Annotated in this window: 16 protein-coding genes; 9 read left to right on the top strand and 7 right to left on the bottom strand. The window is 68.2% G+C overall.

From position 1 onward, the window contains the following. Positions 1-11 precede the first annotated feature (11 nt). From BMW75_RS17475 to BMW75_RS17460, 4 genes are read left to right on the top strand one after another with little or no spacing between them, the layout of a single operon-like run. A complete protein-coding gene (locus BMW75_RS17475) occupies positions 12-2,756 on the top strand; it encodes a type VI secretion system Vgr family protein (RefSeq protein ID WP_092581181.1) in 2,745 nt (914 codons plus the stop codon). Next, a complete protein-coding gene (locus BMW75_RS17470; RefSeq protein WP_092581180.1) occupies positions 2,753-3,700 on the top strand; it encodes a DUF4123 domain-containing protein in 948 nt (315 codons plus the stop codon). Before BMW75_RS17475 ends, BMW75_RS17470 begins: the two co-directional genes overlap by 4 nt. Continuing rightward, the gene (locus BMW75_RS17465; RefSeq protein WP_092581179.1) at positions 3,697-6,834 is read left to right on the top strand and encodes a T6SS effector BTH_I2691 family protein; all 3,138 of its coding nucleotides are present in this window, start codon (positions 3,697-3,699) and stop codon (positions 6,832-6,834) included. The genes BMW75_RS17470 and BMW75_RS17465 overlap by 4 nt, the downstream gene beginning before the upstream one ends. 12 nt (positions 6,835-6,846) lie before the next feature. After that, positions 6,847-7,455, top strand: a complete 609-nt coding sequence (locus tag BMW75_RS17460) for a hypothetical protein (RefSeq protein WP_092581178.1) — start codon at positions 6,847-6,849, stop codon at positions 7,453-7,455. A gap of 36 nt (positions 7,456-7,491) precedes the next feature. On the opposite strand, the gene BMW75_RS17455 is transcribed toward BMW75_RS17460, so the two are convergent. Then, positions 7,492-7,857, bottom strand: coding sequence for a hypothetical protein (locus tag BMW75_RS17455; protein ID WP_092581177.1), 366 nt, complete (start codon positions 7,855-7,857; stop codon positions 7,492-7,494). Positions 7,858-8,017: 160 nt separating this feature from the next. Here BMW75_RS17455 and BMW75_RS17450 point away from each other — a divergent pair, with 160 nt between their 5' ends. Further along, positions 8,018-8,662: a YiaD family glycine zipper/OmpA-like lipoprotein gene (locus BMW75_RS17450; RefSeq protein ID WP_092581176.1), complete on the top strand. Its 645-nt coding sequence runs from the start codon at positions 8,018-8,020 to the stop codon at positions 8,660-8,662. A gap of 71 nt (positions 8,663-8,733) precedes the next feature. Next, positions 8,734-9,060: a 4a-hydroxytetrahydrobiopterin dehydratase gene (locus tag BMW75_RS17445; RefSeq protein ID WP_175493207.1), complete on the top strand. Its 327-nt coding sequence runs from the start codon at positions 8,734-8,736 to the stop codon at positions 9,058-9,060. A 51-nt stretch (positions 9,061-9,111) separates the two neighbouring features. Here BMW75_RS17445 and BMW75_RS17440 read toward each other — a convergent pair whose 3' ends face one another. The 6 genes from BMW75_RS17440 to BMW75_RS17415 form a co-directional block, all read right to left on the bottom strand. Then, positions 9,112-9,594, bottom strand: a complete 483-nt coding sequence (locus BMW75_RS17440) for a MarR family winged helix-turn-helix transcriptional regulator (RefSeq protein ID WP_092581174.1) — start codon at positions 9,592-9,594, stop codon at positions 9,112-9,114. Continuing rightward, positions 9,591-9,833, bottom strand: a complete 243-nt coding sequence (locus tag BMW75_RS17435; protein ID WP_092581173.1) for a hypothetical protein — start codon at positions 9,831-9,833, stop codon at positions 9,591-9,593. The genes BMW75_RS17440 and BMW75_RS17435 overlap by 4 nt, the downstream gene beginning before the upstream one ends. Beyond that, entirely contained in the window at positions 9,830-11,461 is a 1,632-nt protein-coding gene (locus tag BMW75_RS17430; protein ID WP_092581172.1) for an FAD-dependent oxidoreductase, read from the bottom strand. The genes BMW75_RS17435 and BMW75_RS17430 overlap by 4 nt, the downstream gene beginning before the upstream one ends. A gap of 122 nt (positions 11,462-11,583) precedes the next feature. Beyond that, positions 11,584-12,282 (bottom strand): DUF6776 family protein, encoded by a 699-nt coding sequence (locus BMW75_RS17425; RefSeq protein ID WP_092581171.1) that lies wholly within the window; start codon positions 12,280-12,282, stop codon positions 11,584-11,586. A gap of 147 nt (positions 12,283-12,429) precedes the next feature. Continuing rightward, complete coding sequence (gene murU / locus BMW75_RS17420; protein WP_092581170.1) at positions 12,430-13,116, bottom strand: N-acetylmuramate alpha-1-phosphate uridylyltransferase MurU; 687 nt, start codon at positions 13,114-13,116, stop codon at positions 12,430-12,432. Next, a complete protein-coding gene (locus BMW75_RS17415) occupies positions 13,116-14,156 on the bottom strand; it encodes an aminoglycoside phosphotransferase family protein (RefSeq protein ID WP_092581169.1) in 1,041 nt (346 codons plus the stop codon). The genes murU and BMW75_RS17415 overlap by 1 nt, the downstream gene beginning before the upstream one ends. 168 nt (positions 14,157-14,324) lie before the next feature. Here BMW75_RS17415 and BMW75_RS17410 point away from each other — a divergent pair, with 168 nt between their 5' ends. The 3 genes from BMW75_RS17410 to rsmA are packed head-to-tail and all read left to right on the top strand — an operon-like array spanning position 14,325 to position 19,087. Then, positions 14,325-16,706, top strand: coding sequence for an LPS-assembly protein LptD (locus BMW75_RS17410; protein WP_092581168.1), 2,382 nt, complete (start codon positions 14,325-14,327; stop codon positions 16,704-16,706). Beyond that, positions 16,703-18,277: a peptidylprolyl isomerase gene (locus tag BMW75_RS17405; RefSeq protein ID WP_076518939.1), complete on the top strand. Its 1,575-nt coding sequence runs from the start codon at positions 16,703-16,705 to the stop codon at positions 18,275-18,277. The genes BMW75_RS17410 and BMW75_RS17405 overlap by 4 nt, the downstream gene beginning before the upstream one ends. Before the next feature lie 18 nt (positions 18,278-18,295). Next, positions 18,296-19,087 carry a 16S rRNA (adenine(1518)-N(6)/adenine(1519)-N(6))-dimethyltransferase RsmA gene (gene rsmA, locus BMW75_RS17400; protein WP_092581167.1) on the top strand — a complete coding sequence of 264 codons (792 nt, stop codon included), beginning with the start codon at positions 18,296-18,298 and terminating at the stop codon, positions 19,085-19,087. Positions 19,088-19,123: the final 36 nt, after the last annotated feature.

Below are 19,123 nucleotides of genomic sequence, written 5' to 3'. Positions count from 1 at the left end.
GAAATGCAGTCATGGCCCTAGAACTCGCCGCCGCCAGTCTGCTGGGCGCAGGCTTTACGCAGGCCGATCGCCTGTTGGACCTGACGACGCCGCTCGGGCAGGACAAGCTGCTGGCGGAGCGGTTGCAAGGCACGGAGCAGCTGAGCGACGGCGGCTTCGTGCTGCACGTGGATGCGCTGTCGGACGATGCCCACATTCCGCTGAAGTCGCTGATCGGCCAGGCCGCGCAGGTGAAGCTGCGGACCGCCCTGGGGCCGGACGAGCACCGCGTCTGGTGCGGCCTGGTGACCGAGGCGCGGTTCGAGGGCGCCAACGGCGGCTTCGCGCGCTACCGCCTGCGCATCGAACCGTGGCTGGCGCTGCTGCGCCAGCGGCGCGACAGCTACGTATTCCAGGACCTGTCGGTGATCGACATCGTCGACAGCGTGTTTGGCGACTACCAGGGCCAGGGCGCGCTGGCGCCCCTATGGCGCTGGGAAGTCAGGGATCGCGATGCCTACGCCAAGCGCAGCCTGACGATCCAGTACCGGGAAACCGACTTCGCGTTCGTCGAGCGCCTGCTGGCCGAAGAGGGGCTGTTCTATTGGGTCGAGCATGAAGGCGGCGAGGACGCGCCCGGCACAGCCACGATCGTCATCGCGGACCACAATGGCGCATTCGAGCCCGGCCCGCAGGACAGCATCCCGTTTCAACGCGCCGATGCCACCGAGAAGCAGGATTCCATCCAGGGCTGGCGGCAGGGCCGCGCGTGGAAAACCAACGCGGTGCGCCTGGCCACCTGGGACTACCGCGCCATGCAGGCCCGCAAGGTCAGCGCCCAGGTCGAAGACAAGTTCGCCAATGCGATGGAATTGGCCGATTCGGACTACCCCGGACAGTACCTGTTCGAGGACGGCGCGCAAGGCGAGCGCCTGGCGCACAACGCGCTGGCGGCGCAACGCGTGCGCCAATCGCTGTGCGAAGGCGAAGGCACCGCCCGCACGCTGGCGCCGGGGCAGCGCTTCACGCTGACGGGCCACTGGGGGCCGTCGCAAGGGGCGGGCGCGGATTTCGTGGTGATCGGCATGCGCCACGAGGCGCGCAACAATTTCGACGAAAGCCTGGGGCAGGCCGTGGCGCAAGCCCTGGGCGCGGCGGGCGGACCGGCGGCCGGCGAACCGGCGGCCGGCGATCCGGCGGCCGGCGATCCGGCGGCCGGCGAGGCGGACTTCTACCGCAACCGCTTCGAGGCCATTGCCGCCACGCTGGAATACCGTCCCCGCACGCGGGACGGCCACGGCGCGCGCCTGCATCCCCGGCCCACGGTCCATGGCGCGCAGACCGCGCTGGTGGTGGGGACCGGCGATCCGGTCCACACCGACCGCGATCACCGCATCAAGATCCAGTTTCACTGGCAGCGCGGCAGCGCGTCCAGCAACCGCCAGGATCATCCGGCCGGCGACGACAACGCGCCGGCCAGCGAGGCCCTGGGCGCCTGGGTGCGCGTGGCCGAGCCCGTGGCCGGATCGGATTGGGGAGGCCATTTCGTGCCTCGGCTGGGGCAGGAGGTGCTGGTGCAGTTCCTGCATGGCGACATCGACCGGCCGGTCGTCGTGGGCGCGCTGTACAACGGCGCCGGCGCCGAGAACGCGGCCAACAACCAGGTCCAGGGCGGGGCGGCCAAGGCGACCGGCAACGCGCCTGCCTGGTTCGCGGGCAGCGACGCGGGGCACGCGCACAACGTGGTGATGTCGGGGTTCAAGACCCAGGCGCTTGCCACGAGTGGACAAGGCATGGGCGGCTACAACCAGCTCGTGCAGGATGACACGCCGGGCCAATCGCGGCTGACGGCGTCGACCACGCAGGCCGAGGCGCGGCTGAATCTGGGGCATCTGAAGCAGCAGCGCGACAACGAGCGCCTGTCGGACCTGGGCCATGGCGCCGAGCTGGCCACCAGCGAAGCGCTGGCGCTGCGCGCGGGGGAAGGCCTGCTGATCAGCGCGGACAAGCGCGAGGACGCGGTCGGCGGCCTGCTGGACAGCGAAGAGGCCATCAAGCAGATGGAAAAGTCCATCGCGCAGGCGGGCGAACTGTCCGCCAGCGCCGGCCGCCAGGAAGCCAATCTGCCCGGCGACGCCGACAAGACGCGCGCGCTGAAGGAGCTGGATGCGGTGCGTGAGATCATCGAGGGCACCAAGGCCGAGGCAGAGGTCCGTGTCCCGGCCTACACCACGCCGCACATCCAGGTCAGCGCGCCCAGCGGAATAGGCCAGTACACGCCGCACAACGCATACACGGTCGCCGGCGCGACGCTGTGCCAGATCGCCCCGGACGTGAACTGGGCGGCGGGCGCGAACCTGTCGATGTGCGTGGCGCAAGGCGTCGTGCTGTTCACCAAGGGCCTGGGCGGCAGCGGCCGGGCGGTTGAAGAACAAGGCATCCGCCTGCATGCGGCGGGCGGACAACTGCGGCTGCAAAGCCAGAAGGCGCGCATGCGGCTGGCGGCGGAGAAGGCGGTGACGCTGGCGTCGGCGCAGGGCGCGGTGGACGTGCAAGCGTCGAAGAAGGTGTTGGCGACGGCCGCAGGCGCGTACCTGCGGATCGAGGGCGGCGGCATCCAGCTGCACGCGCCCGGCAAGGTGGAACTGAAGGCGGGCGTGCATAACTGGGTGGGGCCGCAAAGCGGCGCCGGCCCCGCGCAGCCGCCGCAAGGCGATCTGGAAGGCTGCGCCGCGGCGCTGGAGGACGCGGCCGGCAGCGGCGCGTTGGCGGCATGACGATGGACGCGACGCCTCGCCACCCCGAATACTGGACGGACGGCGCCGAAGCCCGCGTCGAGCGCGCCATCGCGGGCCTGCGGGCGGTCCTGGACAGTCGCGCCGACCGGCGCGTGCTGCTGTTGTGCGATTCGACGCTGGGCGATCCGCTGGCAAGGCAGATCGCCTCGGCCGGCCTGGCGCGCCGCGAGGTCGATCTGCTCTCACAAGGCGCGACCGCGCCGCCCCTGTATCTGGCCGAAGTGCCGGACGAAGTGCGGCACGAGCGCCTGGTCAACGCCAGTCTGCGGCGGGCGGTGGATGAAGCCGTGCGCCCGGCGCCGGCCGCCCGGCGGGCGAGGTCGATGTCGGCGTGGCTGGCCACCGACCTGCCGCTGGGGGAAGTGGCACAGCGCCTGGTCCAGCGTGCGCGCCTGCGCGATGCGCGGGGGCGCGTGCGCATCCTGCGGTTCTGGGACCCGCGCACCACGCAATTCCAGAGCGAGCTGTACGCGGGCACGGTGCCGTCCTCATGGATCGCGGGCGTGACGTGGATGAGCGTGGACGGGTTCGGGCAGTGGCAGGCCCTGCCGGATGCGGGCGGCCCGATGCAGACCGTCACGCCGGACTGGCCCCGGCTGGCGCGGCTGGGCCGCGTCAATGCGGTGCTGCAACGGCTGAACGCGGACGGCCTGCGCCATGGGCCGTCGGCGCTGGAACCCGTGCGTCGCGCGCTGGACGCCGCCGCGGCCTGCGGCATCGAGGATGACGACGACGCGGCGCTGTTCGCCGCCTGGCGGGTGCGCCTGGCGGCGCCGCTGGAACGCGCGCCCTCGTTCCTGGCGCTGCTGCGCGAAGTGCGCGAGGAAGGCGGCCGCCTGTATCGCGCCGCCGAGGACATGGACGACGAGGAATGGCAGGGGTTTGCGCACGAGGCGCAGGCTCGGGAGGATCTGCAAGCATGACGACTGACTACGACGCGCTGCCCTGCAAGGGCAAGTTCTGCGGCCGGCCGGGGCTGCCCATCCTGCCGATGCGGATCGCCTACGTGCCGGGCGGCAAGAACGACCTGCCCGACGGGGTGTACGTGGACCCGGAGCTGTATTACGAGACCCTGCGCCAGGGCGCGTACATGCTGCGCGCGATCACGGCGGGCTATGTGTATATCTGGGATCCGCGCCGCAGCTACGGGTGGCGCGCGTTCGCGGCGACGGCGACCGGCCAGATGAAGGAAGTCCCGGTCGACGACGACAACCGCCCGGCCGAACAGCCCACGTTCACCTGCACGCGGGAAGGCCATGGCCTGGAATCGTCGCTGATCAACGTGGAGGCGCCCGCCAATGCGTCGCGCACGGTGTGGGTGGGTTATTCACGGGTATGGTGGACGCGGGACATCCGCCGCGACCTGGCCCGCGACGACCGCTGGCGCAAGAAGATCATGGTGGAACTGGACGCCAAGGCGGTGTGGGGAGGCGGCCATCCCAAGCCGGAGACCGGCTATCGCGTGGCGGAGGACGGCGCCAACCTGGACAAGCACGCCATCGAGTTCCGCGATGCGGCGGGCGCCGGCACCCTGTTCGGCAATACGCTGGCGCCGGCCGTGAGCGCATTCGGCGGGCAGGCCGCGGCCATGGCGGCCAAGATGCGGCAGATGACGCCCAAGGGCGGCATCGTGCTGGCGCTGCGCGATCCCGTGGGCATCCTGGCGGATGTGGCGACGTGGCGCAATAAGTGCATGGGCGAACTGGCCGAACACCATCTGGACCCGACGCGCATGCGCGAAGTGGGCGTGGCGCAAATCATCGATGGCCTGCAGAAGCAGATGGGCTCCACGGGCGATGAGATCACGCGCCTGCGCGAACGCATCGACACGGGCAAGGTCGCCAAGACGCTCAGCGACAACAAGGCCGCCATCTCCCGGATGCGCGAAAAGATCGAGGGCGCCGGCAAGGACTGGGCGTGGTGGTATGGCCGCGACACGTTCTGGCTGGCGCTCAAGGCCTATTCGTCCCAGGACGCCGCCGCCGGCGAGCGATTGGAGGAGGACATGGCGCTGTGCGTGGACGGCGCGGGCGCGATCGAAAGCGAACACAAAGCCATCGACGATTCGCTGAAGGACGAGGACGGCTCCAGCACCTATGCGGCGATCTGGCGCGCGCTGGCGGCGAACGACGGCGAGCTGCTGGGCTTTCTGGACCGCGAGGCCAAGGGCAAGGTCATCTCCAAGCAGATATCCAGCGTGCGCCGGATGATCAAGAGCTACAACGATTGGCTCAAGGAGCGGGCGGCCAAGGGGCAGTTGCCGCCGATGCGGGTGGCCACCGCGGCGATCGGCCGCTTCATGGCGACGCAATTGCTGCGGCTGACCCTGGCTGGCGATCCCATTGCCGAGCGCGTCGCCGCGCGCGTCACGTTGACGATGTCGGCGCGCATGAACATCGTGATGGCGGTGCGCACGCATACCACCACCGTGCCCCGGATGATTGCGGACATGCACCAGATCGTCTGGGAACCGGACCGGACCTCGGTGACGGTGGGCGGCGGGAACGGCATCTATGCGAACTCGCATATGCAGTCTGGCTGGATGGGCACCCAGGCCGAGCGCGCCACGCCGGTCACGCTCAACTACATCATTCCCGAGGAAGTCGACGCGCAATTGAACGCCGCCGCCACGGCGCGGCCGCAGCCCGGGGCCGGCGCAACGCCGCAACTGTCGCTGCCGGCGCCCGCGCCGGTGCTGGCCCTGCCCGCGCCCACCATGTCGCCGCTGGCGGGCCTGGTCAAATGGGCGAAAACCAAGGACGGCGCGAATGCGGGCGCGACGGGCGTGATGACGCTGGTGGCGCTTTATTCATCGGTGTCGGATCTGCGCAAGGCGCAGGTCATCCATGACGCCAAGGCCGCGCGCAAGGCCTGGTTCGGCATCACGTCGGGCGTGCTGGGTGTGGGCAGCGTGGCGATCGAAGTGACGGCGGGCGCGATCGGCGCGCGAGTGGGCGCCAACACGGCCTTCACCATGAATCTGAAGCTGAACATGCGCCTGACGGCCGTGCGGACGGCGGGCGCCGTGTTTGCGGCGGCGGCCACGTTCGTCGACGGGGCCAACAACGCACTGAGCGCGATCGACCAGTACGACGTGAAGAACTACGAGGCGGGCAGTGCCTATGCGACCTCGTCCGTGTTCCTGCTGCTGTCCGGGCTGACCGGCGTCGCCACGGCGCTGGTTTCGCTGGGCGGGGCCTTCAGCGCGGCCGGCGTGGTGGCGGGCGCGGGGGGCTTTGGCAGCGCCATGGTCGGCCTGACCAGCGGCGGCACCGTGCTGCTGGGTATCCCGGTGTGGGGCTGGATTGCGCTGGGCCTGTGCCTGCTGGCGGCCGGGCTGTACTTCAAGTTCTGGGGCGACAGCGCCAAGGAAAGCGAGCTGGAGATCTGGTTCACCTGCTGCTGCATGCGCTCCGCGGCGTACGCGGACGTGAAGGAACGCACCCTCTACGAAACGCGCGTGGAGGAACTGGAGGCGTTCAACCGGGCCGTGTTCGGCGTGCGCGTGACGCTGGACTGGAACGGGCTTTGGCAGGGCGAGGTTTTCGGCCGGGACCGCCTGGTGCTGGAAGTGGTGATGCCGGGCTATTCCGAGCATAGCGACTACGCGTATAACCTCAAGCTCGTCGGGCAGGGCGTCAGCGCCGTCGTCGCGAGCAAGGGCTCTGTGCGTTCGCAGGATCCCGAATTGCAGCCGCGCGGGCCGTCCAATGCACAATTCGTGCAGGGCCGTCCGCGCGAGGAAACGTGGGCCGACCGCGTGGACCAATACGTGGACAATATGCAGTCTCGCCCCGGGTGGGCGGATGCCTGGCGCTGGGTACGCAAGGACCGGAGCCAGTCCATTGAATTCACGGCCAAGCCCTGGGACGAGTCGGTGCAATTCCACGTGAGCAATGGCTGCGCGATCCTGCGCACGGAAGTGCTGGTCGATGACGATATCTTCCAGGAAGCGGTCATCAAGGTCGAATACTGGCCCGACCCGGACCGCATGCCCGACATCCGCTCGGTGCCGATGGGCGCCAACGGTTCCAACCTGGTGAAAGCAAACAACTGACGAGATGCAAGCATGAACAGCAACGAAGGGATTCAGGTCTCGGTCTATACCCGATGGCACCAGTTGTCGGTGCCCTTGGCCTTCGCGCTGGCGGCAGGCAGTTTCATGCTCGTGGTGTTCAACCGCGGACCGATGGGCCTGGCCGCGGGGCTTGCGCTGCTGGGCCTGCTCGTGCCGCCGCTGATCGCGTACAAGGGCTTTCCCACGCGCAATGCCGTCAGGGTGACGGCCGATGGGTTGGAGTTTTCGCGCCGGTCTTCCGTGGCCTTTGCCGATCTGTCCAGCTGGGGCACGGACGACTATCTCAAGCTGGCCCGCGCCGGCCTGCCGACGTTGCTCGTCAGCGCGGTGGACCTGCCCAGCCGGGAACGCCTGTTGCGCGAGTTCGAGCAGGCATTGGCGGCCTGGCAGAAACGCCAGCCCGCCGGCACGCAGGCGGCGCGCCGCACGCATTTCTACGGCTCCACGGCCGGGCGCCTGGTGGGCTTGTTGATCACGGCCCTGGGGGCGGGGTCGGCGATCATGGCGCTGAACCTGCGCGAGCCGTCGATATCGCTGGCCATCGTCGGCGGGCTGGGCGCGTTGTTCGGATTGGCGATGCTGTTTGGCCGGCGGGGGTGACAGGCGCCGACCGGCGGCACATTGCCGCCTCGCGGTTCATTGCGCGGTGGGCGGGCACGGCCCTCGGGAGAACACCACGCTGAGGGAACTGTTCGACGTCACGCGCAATGTCGCGTCGGCACGAGGACGTCCGGTCGATCCCAGCGCGCGCACGGACGCCCAGATCAGGCCGACGGCCGGCGCGACAGCCGATAGGAGATCGCCGATGCCCGGGGCGGCGTTGAGCGGGGCGTGCTCCACTTCGCTGCGCATGCCTGCCTGCTTGAGCATGGCCCGGATACGGGCGACGGCGGATTCCAGGTCGTCGATGTTTTCCAGAAAGAAGTCGTCTTTTGCGCCGCACAACCCGGCCAGCTCGTTGTCGGCCATCCGGTTGAAAAAGTAGGTGCGAGCGACTGTCATGGATGTTTTCTCCGATCGGGCGATCTTAACGTGGCGGGCGTCGGCCGGCCCCGGACGGCGCCGGCGAGGCATACAAAATGTTGCCCGTCGCCCCGGCTGCCCTTGCTAGCATGTTCCACGCCGGAATGAACCGGTTTCTGGATGGACAGTGGAGGTTCCCATGAATTCAAGAACAATCAACCGGATCGCCGTGCTTGCGACGGCGGGCGTGTTGCTGGCAGGGTGCGCCACGCAACAGCAAACGAATACCGCCGTGGGAACGGGCGCGGGTGCGGCGCTGGGCGCGGGCATCGGCGCCTTGATCGGACACGGCAAGGGCGCGGCCATCGGCGCCGGCATCGGTGCGGTGGCGGGCGGCCTGGTGGGCTACAACTGGAAGGTCGTCAAGGACGACGTGCAGAAGTCCGGGGCTTCGTCGCTGGGCATCGACGTCGTGGAAATGCCCGATGGCAGCCTGAAGGTCAATATTCCGAGCGGCGTGTCGTTCGACACGGACAAGACGCAGCTCAAGCCGGCGTTGCTGCCGGTGCTGGACAGCGTGGCGCGTTCGCTGAATCAGCATCCCGAGCTGCGGGCCAAGGTGGTGGGCCATACGGACAGCACCGGATCGCTGGCGCACAACCAGACCCTGTCGGTGAACCGCGCCAAGAGCGTGACGGATTACCTGGCCCGGCAGGGCGTGGCGGCGGGCCGCCTGAGCGTGGAGGGCCGTGGCCCGAACGATCCGATCGGCGACAATGCAACCGCCGAAGGGCGCGCGCTGAACCGGCGCGTGGAGATCTACCTGTACGCGGTCCGGCAGTAAGCGCGGGGCGCGTTCCTTGCTGACAGGCGGCGGGCGCGATGCGCCGCCGCCTTTTCTTTCCGGAGTCTGACATGAGCGACTTTCCTCCCGCCCGCATCGGCACCGAGACCGCCGTCGCCGCGCTCACCGGCTGGCAGGCCGTGGCCATGCGCGATGCCATCGAAAAGCGGTATCGCTTTCCCAACTTCAACGCCGCGTTCGGCTTCATGGCGCGCGTGGCGATGTTTGCGGAAAAGCTCAATCATCATCCCGAATGGACCAACGTCTATAACCGCGTCGACGTGACCTTGACCACGCACGACGCGGGCGGCGTGACCGAGCTGGACGTGCGCATGGCGCAGTTCATGGACGAGGTCGCGCAGCAGGCCGGCGCCACCGCGCCCAAGACGCAACCCTGAACCGGGCGACCGGCTGCGGGCGACCGGCTGCGGGCGATCGGCGGCGGGCGGTCAGCCGCCGGCTTCGTTCGCTTCGTCCGCTTCGTTCGTCTCGTTCGCCTCGGCCTGCAGGTGGCCGATCAGCCGGTCCAGCATGTCGCCGAACCGGCGCTGTTCCTCGGCGCTCAGGCAGCCGAAAATCTCCTGATTGCGGCGTGCGATGAGATCGATGATGCGGCGGTAATGCGTCATGCCCTCGGGAGTCGGCGCCAGCACCACGCCGCGGCCATCGGAAGCGGAGACCGTTTTTTCCACGAGCCCGCGGTCCACCAGCGCCTGCGCCGAGCGGCTGGCCTGGCCCTTGTTCAGGTTCGCGGCGCGCGCCAGGTCGTTGACCGACAGGGGCGCGTATCGGCCGATGGCGGCGAGGCAGCGCGCCTCGCCAAGCGGGATGTCGCAGTCCTTGAGATAGGCGCGATTCGTGTCCCGGTCCGTGATCTTGTTGAGCACGTGCAGGCGGTAGGTCAGGAATCGTTCCAGGGCAGGCGTTGTCACGTCGGGCGGGCGGAGGTGGGGGCCGTGGGGGCGCAGGCCGAATAGTTTGCCACAGCGCCGTCCTCCAGGCTGGCCGCCTCGGCCTGGTCGAGGAGCGCCTTGGCCTCTTGCGCCGAGGGCAGGCGGCTGAGCAGGGACAATCCCAGTATCGACAGAAAGAGCGGCGCGCGCGATTCGCCGGCGCGCGTCACCGCCTGCGCCATGCTGGTGTAGACCTGGTCCAGTTCTTCGTGGTTCATGCTTGGCCTTTCGTCGTGGCATTCGGGTTCAGGGAAACCGAGGGGTAGTAGGGCGCCAGCGCCGCGCGCAGGTCATGGGCGGCGGGCGCCGTCCAGCGGCCCAGCACGTAGCCGTCCGGCCGCAGCAGATAGACGGTGCCGGGCTCGCCGCCATAGCGCTGGCGGAGCTGGCCGTGCGGGTCGGCCAGGCCGCCGTCGCCTGTGCGCAGCACCTGCAGCGGGTGCGGCGCGGCCTGGGTGGCCCGGGCCAGCGCATCCAGCGCCGCCGACAAGGCCGCGTCCGGCGCAATGGCCAGCGCAACAAAGCCCGCGCCGAAGCGGGCGGTCAGGTACTGGGGCGCGTCGCCGTCCTGCAGCAGGACATCGGGCGCGGGCTGGCCGGGCGCCGCCGCCGGTCCGGCCTGCGGGGCACGGTCTTCCTGATTCAGCGGCGAGGTGTCGTACGAAATGGGCGCGGACTGACGCGGATTGATCAGCGACCGCACGCCCTCGTCCACGAGCGCCAGGCGCAGGGCGGCCTCGCGCATGAGGCGAAAGCCGTAGTCCGGCGGGGCCATGAACTCGGTGCTCTTGGCGCCGTAGGCCAGGTTCTGGCGCGTGGCGTGCACGCGTTCGATGCTGTAGCTGTCCAGCAGGCTGTCGGGCGACTGGCCCTTCAGCACCCAGGCAAGCTTCCAGGCCAGGTTGCCGGCGTCGTCCAGCCCGGAGTTCAAGCCGCGCACGCCGAAGATCGGCACGAGGTGGCCGGCGTCGCCGGCGAACAGCACGCGGCCGTGGCGGTAGCTGTCCAGCGTCAGGCACTTGGCGTTGTAGATCGAAATCCAGAGCGGCTTCCAGGGCGCGGTCTCGCCGATCATGTCCAGATGGCTTTGCACGCGCGGCAGCACGTTTTCCGGCTTGACGGCCTCGTCGGGATCTTCGTCGTCGCGGATCTGGTAGTCCACGCGCCACACGTTGCCGGGCTGGCGGTGCATGAGCAGGGTGGACCCCGGGTTGGAAGGCGGGTCGAACCAGGCCAGGCGTTCGACGGGCCGCTGCGACGCCTGCTCGATGTCGACGATGACGTAGCGGCCTTCGTATTGCATGCCTTCCAGCTTCAGTCCCATGGCGTCGCGCACGGTGCTGCGGCCGCCGTCGCAGGCGACCAGCCAGTCGGCGCGCACGGTCTGGCGCGTTCCGCCGGATTCGACCTCGACCGAGACGCCGTCGGGACCGGGCTGCACGCCCGTGACGCGCGCCGACCACGCCAGCGTGGCGAGGCCGGGGTGGCGCTGCATGGCCTGGTGCGCGTATTCCTCGACGTAGTACTGCTGGATGTTGACCATGGGCGCGTAGCGCTGCAGGGGATCGTGCGGCATCTGGAAGTGCAGCACTTCGCGGTCGCGGAAGTAGCTGCGCCCGCCGGTCCAGGCCAGCCCGGTGGCCATCAGCGGCCGGTCCGCGCCGATCCAGCCCAGGATTTCCTGCGAACGGCGCGACATGCAGATGGCGCGGCTGCCGCTGCAATAGCCTTCGTCGGCTTCCACGGTGAGCGAGGCGATGCCGTACTCGGCCAGCAGTGCGGCCAGGGTCAGGCCGACCGGACCGCCGCCGGCGATCAGGACGGGAACGTGCGAGGGGAGCGTCATGCTGTCTCCAGGATTTGGTTGTTTGCGCAACTATATGCCTGGCAGGTTGCGTGCGCAACTATTTTCGGCGGACGTAAAAAAACCCGCGGCAAAGCGGGTTTTTAAGCGCGGCGAGGCGGACCTCAGTTGCGCACGTTGTAGATGCGCATTGCCTGCTGCTTCTGGTTGCCATCCATCACGCGCAGCACCACGACCCTCGGGGTGAAGCCGTCGGGCAGCTTGAGCTGGCCCAGCGCGTAGTCGTAGCGGTCGACCTTCAGGGCCGGGCCTTCGGGCGTGACCGTGGCGGCACGTCCGTTGGGATAGGAGCCTTCGATGGCGAAGGTCAGCGTGCCGTTGAAGGGCGCGCCCTCGCGGTCTTCGCGCATGACCAGCACCTGGTAGTCCAGTTGGCCGGGGGCGCGCTTGAAGGTGGCCGAGCGGATGCCCAGGTTGCCGCCGCGGGGGTCGGGCGGCATGGCGTCCTGGAACAGCACCAGTTCCTTGTTCAGGGTTTCGATCCGGGCGCGGGCCTCGGAGAGGTCGCTGGTGAGCTTTTCGTGGCCGGCCTTGTTGGCGTCGCGCTGCTGCGTGGCTTCTTCCAGCTGCGCCTGCAGGCGCTGGCGCTCCATGTTGGCGGCGCTCAGTTCAGTGTGCAGCTGTTCGGATTGTTCGACGGTCAGGCGTTGCGGACCGTAGTTGGTTTGCAGGAAGAGCACGCCGCCCGCGCCAAGCGCAATGCCAACCAGCAGCAGGACAAGCCAGCGCGGCATGCGGCGCGTGCGTTGACCCGGCTGGTACACGGAGGGCTTGAATACGGCCCGTTGCGATCTTCCAAACATCCCCATTCCTAGAAAACTTCCTGTGTGTGTGCTCGTGGGCAGGCGGCGCGCGCATGCCAAAGCGTCAGAGAATACCCCGTCAGCCGGGGGCGATGCGTGCGCAGACAAGCCTCGTTGCGCACCTTGATATTGTGAAATATGTGGACGTCAAGCGGTGCCGTCGCCGAGTTCCGCGTCGAGGTCGGCCAGCCGCTGCGGCGTTCCCACGTCGGTCCATCGGCCGGTATGACGGGCCCCCCGCGCCAGATCCCGCTCCATGGCCTGCCTGAGTAGCGGCGCCAGGGGCGCTGCCTGGCCGCGCGGCACATCCATGAACAACGACGGATGGTAGACGCCGACGCCGGCAAAGGTCAAACGAGGGGTTCCCTGCGCCTGCACGCGGCCATCGGCCGTCAGGACGAAGTCGCCGGCAGGATGGTGCGCGGGGTTGTCCACCAGCAGCAGCCAGGCGCCGCCCGGCTGCGCGCGGGACGCGAGGTCATGCGCCTGGGCCGGATCCCAGTCGCACCAGATGTCGCCGTTGATGACCAGGAACGGGTCCTCGCCCAGAAGGGGGAGGGCCTGCGCGATGCCGCCCGCGGTTTCCAGGGCGCGGGCTTCGGCCGAATAGCGGATGCGCACGCCCTGGGCCGCGCCATCGCCCAAGGCGCCCTCGATTTCGTGGCCCAGCCAGGCATGGTTGATGACGATGTCGCGGATGCCCGCCGCGGCCAGTCGTTCCAGATGCCAGACGATCAGCGGCTTGCCGCCGACCGGAAGCATGGGCTTGGGCAGGCGGTCGGTCAGCGGGCGCATGCGTTCGCCGCGGCCGGCGGCAAGAATCATGGCGCGCATCAGAACGTGTATCCGACGCTGACCTGGCGGTCGTCCAGGCGGTCCAGCAGCCGCAGGAGCGGCGTGAAGACGCCGTAGCGCTGCGCGACCTGGCGCACGTAGCCGTTCACCCGCGGGATGTGGGCCAGGTAGTGGGCCTTGCCGTCGCGGTGGTTCAGGCGGGCAAAGACGCCCAGGATCCGCAGGTTGCGCTGCAGGCCCATCCATTCATAGGCGCGGTGGAATTCCGCGAAATCGGCATCGACGGGCAGGCCGGCGGCGCGCGCCATTTCCCAGTAGCGGATGGCCCAGTCGAGCTGCTGCGGTTCTTCCCAGGTGGTGCGGGCATCGGTCACCAGCGACGCGAGATCGTAGGTGATGGGGCCCGAGAGCGCGTCCTGGAAGTCGATGACGCCGGGATTGGGGCCGTATTGCGGCTGGTCGCAGACCATCAGGTTGGGCGAGTGGAAGTCGCGGTGCACCAGCACCTGCGGCTGTCCGCCATTGCTGGCCGACAGCAGCGCGAAGATCTTTTGCAGGGCGTTGGCGGTCTTGTCGTCCAGCGTCACGCCGTGATGCTTTTGCACGTACCACTCGGGAAAGAGCGTGAGCTCGTCGGCCAGGCGCGCGCTGTCATAGGTGCCCAGTCCGGCGGTCGAGGCCTGCTGCAGCTTGACCAGGGCGGCCAGCGCCTCGCGGTACAGCGTCTGCAGGGTGGCATCGTCGAGCCCGGCCTGGATGCGCTGATAGTAGGTCTGCTCGCCCAGATCGGACAGCAGCAGCAGGCCCTGGTCCAGGTCCTGGGCCAGTACCGCCGGCACGTTCAGGCCGGCGTCGGCCAGCAGCTTGTCCACGTGCAGGAACGGGCGGCAGTCCTCGTGCTGGGGCGGGGCGTCCATGACAATCAGGGTGCGCGGGCCCGCGTCCAGCCGAAAGTAGCGGCGAAAGCTCGCGTCGGCCGACGCGGGGCGCAGGGTCTGCACGGCCAGGTTCAGGGCGGGAGGCAGGCCTTCCAGCCAGTTGCGCACTTGCGCCAGGCGGGGGTCGTGATCGTTTTTCAAGGAAGATCCGTGTCAGAAGGGCAATATTGCTGAAATTTGGGTCGGGCGAACTTAAGGCTGGGCGTTGTTCGCGGCTTCTCTATAATACCGGCTCGTTTCCGTCAGCATTGGCCCCGCCAGGGAGCCTTTGTCCGGCTCTCCGATGGTCAAAAAGGGCTGTTTTCATTCGTGCGCAAGGTTCCGTGGTTGATCCTCTCCGTTGTCAGCGTCGCCGCCGGAGCCGTCCAGGCTCAAGGTAGCCCGGGCGCCGCTGCTTCCGCGCCGTCGGCCACGTCAACCCCGGAATTGCGCACGTCTCCCGGCCTGCGGATGCACCGGTTGCCGGACGACAGCATTCCCGCCTTCATGGAAGCGGACAGCATCTCGGGCGATCCCGACTACGAGCTGACGCTGTCGGGCAATGCACAGGTGCGCCGCATCGATGGCGTGATCAAGGGCGACGAAATCAATTACCGCAAGGACACCGGCGAAGTCGACGTCCGCGGCAGCGCGCGCATGATGCGCGACGGCACGCTGGTGACGGGGCCGCGCGCCAAGTTCAACGTGGACCGGTATTCCGGCGAGGTCGAAAAGCCGAACTTCTGGCTGGGCGCCACGGGCGGCTTTGCCGTGGCCGACCACGCGGACATTTTCAGCAAGTCGCAGATGCGGCTGCACACGGTGACGTACAGCGGGTGCCCGTGCCCGGAACCCTCCTGGTACATCAAGGCCAACTCGGTTGACATCGATTTCGACGAAAACGAGGGCGTGGCCCGCGGCGGCGTGCTGTATTTCAAAGACGTGCCGATCCTGGCCTCGCCCTACCTGACCTTCCCGGTCAAGCGCGAACGCAAGTCGGGCTTCCTGATTCCGACGTACGGCACGACCAGCCAGGGCGGTCTTGACATCTCGATCCCGTATTACTTCAATCTGGCGCCCAATTACGATTTGACGGTGCAGCCGCGGTACTTCTCCAAGCGTGGTACGCAACTGGGTGGGGAGTTCCGGTATCTGGGATCGAGCTACCAGGGCACCATCGACGGCACCTACCTGCCTGACGACGATGTCACCGGCGAAGATCGCTGGATGTACTGGTGGCGCCACCAGCAGACGTTTTCCCGCGGCTTCTATACCGACTGGGATATCGCCAAGGTTTCGGACGACAACTATTTCCGCGATATTTCGCAGTTGGGCTTGAACCAAGCCTCCACCACCTACCTGCCGCAGCGCGGCCGCGTGGGTTGGGCGTCCGGAAACTGGAGCGCCTACGCTCAAGTCTATAAATACCAGACGCTGCAGGACCCGGATGCGCCGCTGGTGCCTCCGTATGACAAAGAACCCGAGTTTTACCTGCGCGGCGCCCGTTACGACTGGGGTGGTTTTGATGTGGATTGGACTTCGACCGCGGTGCGCTTCCGCATGCCGGATTTTGGCTCTGCCCTCCGGTATCCTGACGGTGACCGCCTCCAAACGTATTTGACAGCATCCTATCCTGTTGTGCGTCCCGGCTGGTTCATCGTTCCCAAGGCTGGCGTCAACTACACCCATTACCAGACCAAATGGTATGGCGTGGACGCGCTGGGCCTGAACAACGGATCGGCGGTGGGATTGCCCCGTTCGCAGTCGCGCACGCTCCCCATCATGTCGCTGGACGCGGGCCTGATCTTCGAGCGCGACACCACGCTGTTCGGCAAGTCCTCCACACAGACGCTCGAACCTCGCCTGTATTACCTGCGCGTGCCGTATCGCGACCAGTCCACGCTGCCGGTCTATGACACCTCGTTGTCCGACTTCAGCTTCTCGCAGGCGTTCGAGGAAAACATCTACACCGGCGGCTGGGACCGCATCGCCAACGCCAACCAGCTCACGGCGGCGCTGACCACGCGCTGGCTGGATGCCAACACCGGCTTTGAGCGCATGTCTCTGGGCGTGGCCCAACGCCTGTACTTCGAGGATCAGGAGGTCACGCTGCCCGGCGAGACGCCGCGCGAGAACGTGCGTTCCGACTTCCTGGTGGGGGCCAGCGCGGCCCTGACCGACTCGTTGAACACCGACATCGCCGCCCAGTACAACCCGTACGACAACAACTGGTCGCGCGGGCTCGTCAGCGCCCGCTGGTCGCCGCAGCGTCTGACCACGGTGGCCCTGGCCTACCGTTACCAGCGCGACCCCCAGCCGGGCGTGCGCTACCAGCCGCAGGGACAGAACCAGATCAGCCTGGCGGTCCAGTGGCCGTTCAGCAAGCGCTGGTACGGCGTGGGCCGGGTGGACTATTCTTTGCGTTCGGGCCCGTCCAGCACGGTGGCCAACACGACGGAATCCCCCCGCGTGACGCAGGCCATCGCCGGCCTGGAGTACAAGGGCGACTGCTGCTGGGTGGGCCGCATGGTCTACCAGCGCTACGCCGTATCGGCGGCGGACACCAACTCCGCGCTGTTCTTCCAGCTTGAGCTCACGGGCCTGGGTTCCCTCGGAACCGACCCGATGAACCTGCTGAACAGAAGCATCCCCGGTTACACGCGCATCACGCCGCCCGTGCCGGCCGGGACCACATTTGAAAGGTATGAATGATGCGTAGGTTGCACTCTTTGCGCCGGCTCTCCGGCAATGCGCTGCTGCTGGCCCTGTGCGCCGGCCTGCCCGCCGCCCACGCGGCCGAGCAAGCCGCCCGGGGCGCGAACAGCGGCGCCAAGGCCGCTCCCGTCGCGCAGAACAAAGACGCGTCCGCGCCCAAGGGCGAGCAGTTCGTGGACGGCATCGCCGCGATCGTCGACAAGGACGTGATCACGCTGCGCGAACTGCGCGAGGCCTCCCAGCGCATCGCGAGCGAATTGAAGGCGCGCGGCATCCAGGTGCCGGACGACCAGACGCTGCAGCACCAGGTGCTGCAGCGCCTCATCATGGAGCGCGTGCAGCGCCATGAAGCCGATCGACTCGGCATCCGGGTGGACGACGCGCAGATCGATACGGCCGTCCAGGCCATCGCGTCCCGCAACAAGATCACCGTGGCCCAGCTGCGCCAGGAACTGGAAAAGGCCGGCACGTCGTGGGAGGCCTACCGCAAGTCGCTGCGCGATGAGATCCGCACGGATCGCCTGCGCCAGCGCGCGGTGGACTCGACCATCGTCATTTCGGATGCGGAAGTCGATGCCTTCCTGAAGGACCAGCGCCGCAACCCGGCGTTCGGCGCGGCGCCGCAAGCGCAGCCCCAGCCGCAGCCGCAGCCCGCGCCGGAGCAGGCCGCGGTGCCCGCCGGCCCCATGCTGTATGCGCTGGCCCAGATCCTGGTGCGCGTGCCGGAAGGCTCGTCGCCCGAACAACTGGCGCTGTTGCGCAAGAAGGCCGAGGGCCTGCTGGCCCAGGCCAAGCGCGGGGACGACTTCGCCAGCCTGGCCGCCGCCTCGTCTGACGGTCCCGAGGCCCTGCAGGGCGGCGTCATGGGCGTGCGCCCGCTGGACGGCTGGCCCGACCTCTTCGTCAAGGCCATCAGCAACCTGCAGAAGGGCCAGGTCAGCCAGCTCATCCAGAGCGGCAACGGCTTTCACATCATCAAGGTGATGGACCGCGGCACCGCCCAGCCCGCGCCCGGCCGCACCGCCCGCGCCCCGGCGCCGCCGCAGCCCGCGCCGCAGCCCGCCGCGCGTCCGCAGGCGCCGCAGGGTCCCACGCAGGTGGTCCAGACCCGCGCCCGCCACATCCTGATCAAGACCTCGACCGTCATGAGCGACGACCTCGCCCGCCAGCGCCTGCAGCAGGTGCGTCAGCGCCTGGTGAACGGCGATGCCAAGTTCGAGGAAATGGCGCGCCAGTATTCGCAGGACGCCACCGCGCCGCAAGGCGGCGAACTGGGTTGGCTGAATCCTGGCGAAACCGTGCCGCCGTTCGAGGCCGCCATGAACGCCCTGCAGCCTGGCGAGATCAGCCAGCCGGTGCAGACGCCTTTTGGCTGGCACCTGATCCAGGTGGAAGAACGGCGCGACCACGATGCCACCGACGACCTGGCGCGCATGCGTGCCCGTCAGACGCTGTTCGAACGGCGTGCGCAGCCCGCCTTCGAAGACTGGCTCGAGCAACTGCGCGCGCAGGCTTACGTGGACAATCGTCTCGAAAAGCAGCAGCAAATCCAGCAGAACAACCGCTAAACGCATCACGGGCTTTTCATGTCTCAGCACCAGGCGCGCAAGCGCTTCGGCCAGAACTTCCTGACCGACGACAGCGTCGTCGAGTCCATCGTCCGGGCGGTGGCGCCTGCCCGCGACGATGCGGTGGTCGAAATCGGCCCAGGCCTGTCCGCGCTGACGAGGCCGCTGCTCGAACGCCTGGATCACCTGACCGCGGTTGAAATCGACCGCGACCTGGCCGCCCGGCTGCGCAAGCAGTTCGACGCCTCGCGCCTGACGGTGGTCGAGGCCGATGCGCTGACGATCGATTTCTCGCAGTTCGGCAGCGCGCTGCGCGTGGTGGGCAATCTTCCTTACAACATTTCGAGTCCGCTGCTGTTCCACTTGATGACCTGGGCCGACCATATCCGCGACCAGCATTTCATGCTGCAGCGCGAAGTGATCGACCGCATGGTGGCCAAGCCGGGCTCCGGCGATTTCAGCCGGCTGTCCGTGATGCTGCAATCGCGCTATCGCATGCACAAGCTGTTCGACGTGCCGCCCGAGGCCTTTGATCCGCCGCCCAAGGTGGTGTCGGCCATCGTGCGCATGGTGCCGCTGCCGGCGGACCGCCTGCGGCCCGTCAGCGAGCGCGCTTTTGAAACCGTGGTGGCGCGCGCGTTTTCGCAACGCCGCAAGATGCTGCGCCGGGTGCTGGCGGACTGGGCGCCGCAGGTGCCCTGGGAAGCGCTGGATATCGCGCCGACCGCGCGCGCCGAGGACATTTCGGTGGACCGCTACATCGGCCTGTCGGATGCGCTGGTCCAGGCGGGCGTGCTGCCGCGGGACTGAACCGCCCCGTCGGATTCGCATGCACAAAGGCCCCGC

Source organism: Achromobacter sp. NFACC18-2 (assembly GCF_900108985.1).
Taxonomy (GTDB): domain Bacteria; phylum Pseudomonadota; class Gammaproteobacteria; order Burkholderiales; family Burkholderiaceae_B; genus Achromobacter.
The sequence above is the reverse complement of the archived record's forward strand: the minus strand, read 5'-3'. Positions and strand labels throughout refer to the sequence as shown.